The 3,706-nt window shown below is 70.9% G+C and carries 3 protein-coding genes; 1 reads left to right on the top strand and 2 read right to left on the bottom strand.

Features of this window, described 5'->3' with window-relative positions; genetic code table 11:
* Nucleotides 1-41: 41 nt before the first annotated feature.
* Together AB0H32_RS47350 and AB0H32_RS47345 are read right to left on the bottom strand one after the other, a co-directional pair.
* Entirely contained in the window at nucleotides 42-1,940 is a 1,899-nt protein-coding gene (locus AB0H32_RS47350; RefSeq protein ID WP_361135642.1) for an anthranilate synthase family protein, read from the bottom strand.
* A gap of 110 nt (nucleotides 1,941-2,050) precedes the next feature.
* Entirely contained in the window at nucleotides 2,051-2,107 is a 57-nt protein-coding gene (locus tag AB0H32_RS47345) for a trp operon leader peptide (protein ID WP_115913573.1), read from the bottom strand.
* Nucleotides 2,108-2,212: 105 nt separating this feature from the next.
* Between AB0H32_RS47345 and AB0H32_RS47340 the strand changes: the two genes are divergently transcribed.
* On the top strand, nucleotides 2,213-3,565 hold the full coding sequence (locus AB0H32_RS47340) for a class II 3-deoxy-7-phosphoheptulonate synthase (protein WP_361135639.1): 1,353 nt from the start codon (nucleotides 2,213-2,215) through the stop codon (nucleotides 3,563-3,565).
* Nucleotides 3,566-3,706 lie beyond the last annotated feature (141 nt).

Below are 3,706 nucleotides of genomic sequence, written 5' to 3'. Positions count from 1 at the left end.
CGGCAACGACCGTCCCGTCCGGCGCCGCAGGACGAGCCCGTTCAGGCCGAGGCGGGGGCCTGGGGGCGGCAGCCCCCGGGCAGCCGGCCGACCAGTTCCCGCACGACGGCGGCCCCGTTCAGGCTCAGCACCGACTCCGGGTGGAACTGGACCCCGCCGAACCCGGGGCCCCGGAGCGCGTGCACCTCCCCGTTCTCCGCCCGGCTCACCTCGATGCCGTGCGCCGCCAGCTCCCGCTCCGTCTCCTCGTCGCACCGGGCCACGAAGCTGTTGTAGAAGCCGACCGTCTCCGGCCGCCCGAACAGGTCGATCGTGGTCTGTGCCCCCTGGTACGGCACCTGCTTGCGGACGATCTCCAGGCCCAGCTCGGCCGCGATCAGCTCGTGGCCGAGGCAGACCCCGAGCACGCCGTACGGGTGCTCCCGGATCACCTCGGCGGCGAGCGACCGCAGGAGCCGCATCTTCGGGTCGGCGAGATCCGAGGGGTCACCCGGACCGGGCCCCAGCACCACCGGCCCCTCGTGTGCGAGCACGGTCTCCCGCAGCCCCGGCTCGTCGTACCGCCTGACGGTCACCTCCAGGCCGGCCGAGCGCAGCACATGCGCCAGCATCGCCGTGAAGGTGTCCTCGCCGTCGACGACGAGGGCGTGTCCCGACAGGGCCGCCGACCGCTCCTGCATCCGCAGCCAGAACGGCGCCAGCGACGCACGGCGCCCGTCCAGCGCGGCCCGGACCCGGGGGTCGTCGGCCAGCCGCGGCCGATCCTGCTCCGCGAAGGGCCGGGCGGGCCGTACGCCGAGGGCCGCCAGGACCCCCGCCGCCTTCGCGTGGGTCTCCGCCACCTCGCCCGCCGGGTCCGAGCCGCGCACGAGCGTGGCACCGACCGGGACGCGCAGCCGGCCGTCGGCCGAGATCTCGGCGGTACGGATCAGGATGGGTGAGTCGAGGGTCTGGGCGCCCGCAGATCCTTCCCGCCCGCCACCCGCGTACCGGCCGAGCAGGGCCAGTGCCCCGGCGTAGTAGCCGCGCCCGCCGACTTCATGGCGCTCGATCACCCGGCACGCGTTCTGCACGGGCGACCCGGTGACCGTGGCCGCGAACATGGTCTCCCTCAGGACCTCCCGCACATCCAGGGAGGACTTCCCGCGCAGCTCGTACTCGGTGTGCGCGAGGTGCGCCATCTCCTTCAGGCGCGGGCCGACGACCACCCCGCCCATGTCGCCGACGGTGCACATCATCTTCAGTTCCTCGTCGACGACCATGGACAGCTCCTCGATCTCCTTGCCGTCGGCGAGGAAGTCCAGCAGGTGCTCCGGGGTCGGCCCCCCGGCCGGATAGCGGTACGTCCCGCTGATCGGGTTCATGACCACCGTGCCGCCGGACATCCGCACGTGCACCTCGGGACTGGCGCCCACCAGCGTCCGGTCCCCGGTGTGCACCACGAACGTCCAGTACGCGCCCCGCTCGCCCTCCAGCAGCCGCCGGAACAGAGCCAGCGCGTCGGCTCGGGAGAAGCCCGGGATCCTGCCCTCGTACGTCCGCCGGATCACGAAGTTCGCGCCCTCGCCCCGGCCGATCTCCTCGCGCAGCACCCGCCCGACGATCTCGCCGTACTCCTCGTCGCCGACGTCGAAACCCCCGCCCTCGACCCGCACCCGGTGACCGGGCAGCGACCGCAGGGCGTCGGCGAGCGGGATCTCGTACGACTCCTCGGGGGTCAGCACCAGCAGCGGGGTGCCGTCGTCGCGGACGTCGAAGCCGCGCTCGCGGATCTGCCGGAACGGGACCAGCGCGAGGCCCTCCCCGGGCAGGTCGGCGAGGCGCTCACGAGGGGTGACGGGGCCGATCAGCAGCTCCACCGTGTGCTCGTCGCAGCCCGGGGCGCGACGGCGGAGCAGGGCGAAGGGGCGGGGGTCGTGCAGCAGCTGTGCCAGGTCCATGGTTCCTCTTCCTCGATGTCCGTCGACGGTGTGATCGACGGCGGTGAGGAACGACCCCGGAAACGCCGAAGGCCGCCCCTCGGGCGGCCTTCGCGAAGTGGTACGCGCAGTCAGTGGGCCGCCGGATGAGCGGTCCACCACCAGTTCTGGATCGAAAGCGCGAACATGCGACGAACCCTATCGCACGGGCTTGCTGTCCATGGAGAAAACACTTCGTCTCACGTTTCGGGCCAGACGCGGAACACGGCACACGACCCCGTAATGTTTACGAGGTGACCGTGAACGCTAAGACCAGCCCGAGCGCTGGCAACACCTGGCGAAACCTGCCCGCGGCGCAGCAGCCCGAGTACCCCGACGCCGAGGCTCTGCGCGCAGCGATCGCGGACCTCGAGTCGTATCCGCCGCTCGTCTTCGCGGGCGAGTGCGACCAGCTGCGCGCCCGGATGGCGGCCGTCGCCAAGGGAGAGGCGTTCCTCCTCCAGGGCGGCGACTGCGCCGAGGCCTTCGACGCCGTGTCCGCCGACCACATCCGCAACAAGCTCAAGACGCTGCTCCAGATGGGTGCCGTCCTGACCTACGCGGCCTCCGTGCCCGTGGTGAAGGTGGGCCGCATCGCGGGGCAGTACTCCAAGCCGCGCTCCAAGCCGACCGAGACCCGCGACGGCGTGACGCTGCCGACCTACCGTGGCGACTCCGTCAACGGCTTCGACTTCACCGAGGCCGCCCGCGTCCCGGACCCCGAGCGCCTGAAGCGGATGTACAACGCCTCCGCCTCCACGCTCAACCTGGTGCGCGCCTTCACCACCGGCGGCTACGCCGACCTGCGCCAGGTGCACGCCTGGAACCAGGACTTCGTGAAGTCGTCCCCGTCCGGGCAGCGCTACGAGCAGCTCGCGCGGGAGATCGACAACGCGCTGAACTTCATGCGGGCCTGCGGCACCGACCCGGAGGAGTTCAAGACCGTCGAGTTCTTCGCCTCGCACGAGGCACTGCTGCTCGACTACGAGTCCGCCCTGACCCGGGTCGACTCGCGCACCGGCAAGCTGTACGACGTCTCCGGGCACATGGTGTGGATCGGTGAGCGCACCCGGCAGCTGGACGGGGCGCACATCGAGTTCGCGTCCAAGATCCGCAACCCGATCGGCATCAAGCTCGGCCCGACGACCACGGCCGAGGAGGCGCTGCAGTACATCGACCGCCTCGACCCCGAGCGCGAGCCGGGCCGGCTGACCTTCATCGTCCGCATGGGCGCCGACAAGATCCGCGACAAGCTCCCCGAGCTGGTGGAGAAGGTCACGGCGTCCGGCGCGACGGTGGCCTGGGTGACCGACCCGATGCACGGCAACACCTTCGAGGCGGCCTCCGGGCACAAGACCCGCCGGTTCGACGACGTGCTGGACGAGGTCAAGGGCTTCTTCGAGGTCCACAAGGGGCTCGGCACCCACCCGGGCGGCATCCATGTGGAGCTGACCGGCGACGACGTCACCGAGTGCGTGGGCGGCGGCGACGAGATCTTCGTCGACGACCTGCACCAGCGCTACGAGACGGCCTGCGACCCCCGGCTGAACCGCAGCCAGTCGCTGGACCTGGCCTTCCTGGTCGCGGAGATGTACAGGGACCAGTGACGGTTCTGCCTCTTACCGGAGCATGAAGTGGGGGGGGGGGGGCAAAGCGATACCGCCCCCCCCCCCCATAAAAAAACACCGCAGCGGGGGGTGTTTTTGTTTTTGAGGGACAAAAAAAGGTTGTGGGTGTGGGGGTTGTTG

It is taken from the genome of Streptomyces sp. NPDC020362 (assembly GCF_040642095.1).
Taxonomy (GTDB): Bacteria; Actinomycetota; Actinomycetes; order Streptomycetales; family Streptomycetaceae; genus Streptomyces.
This window is presented reverse-complemented; position numbering and strand designations above follow the sequence as displayed.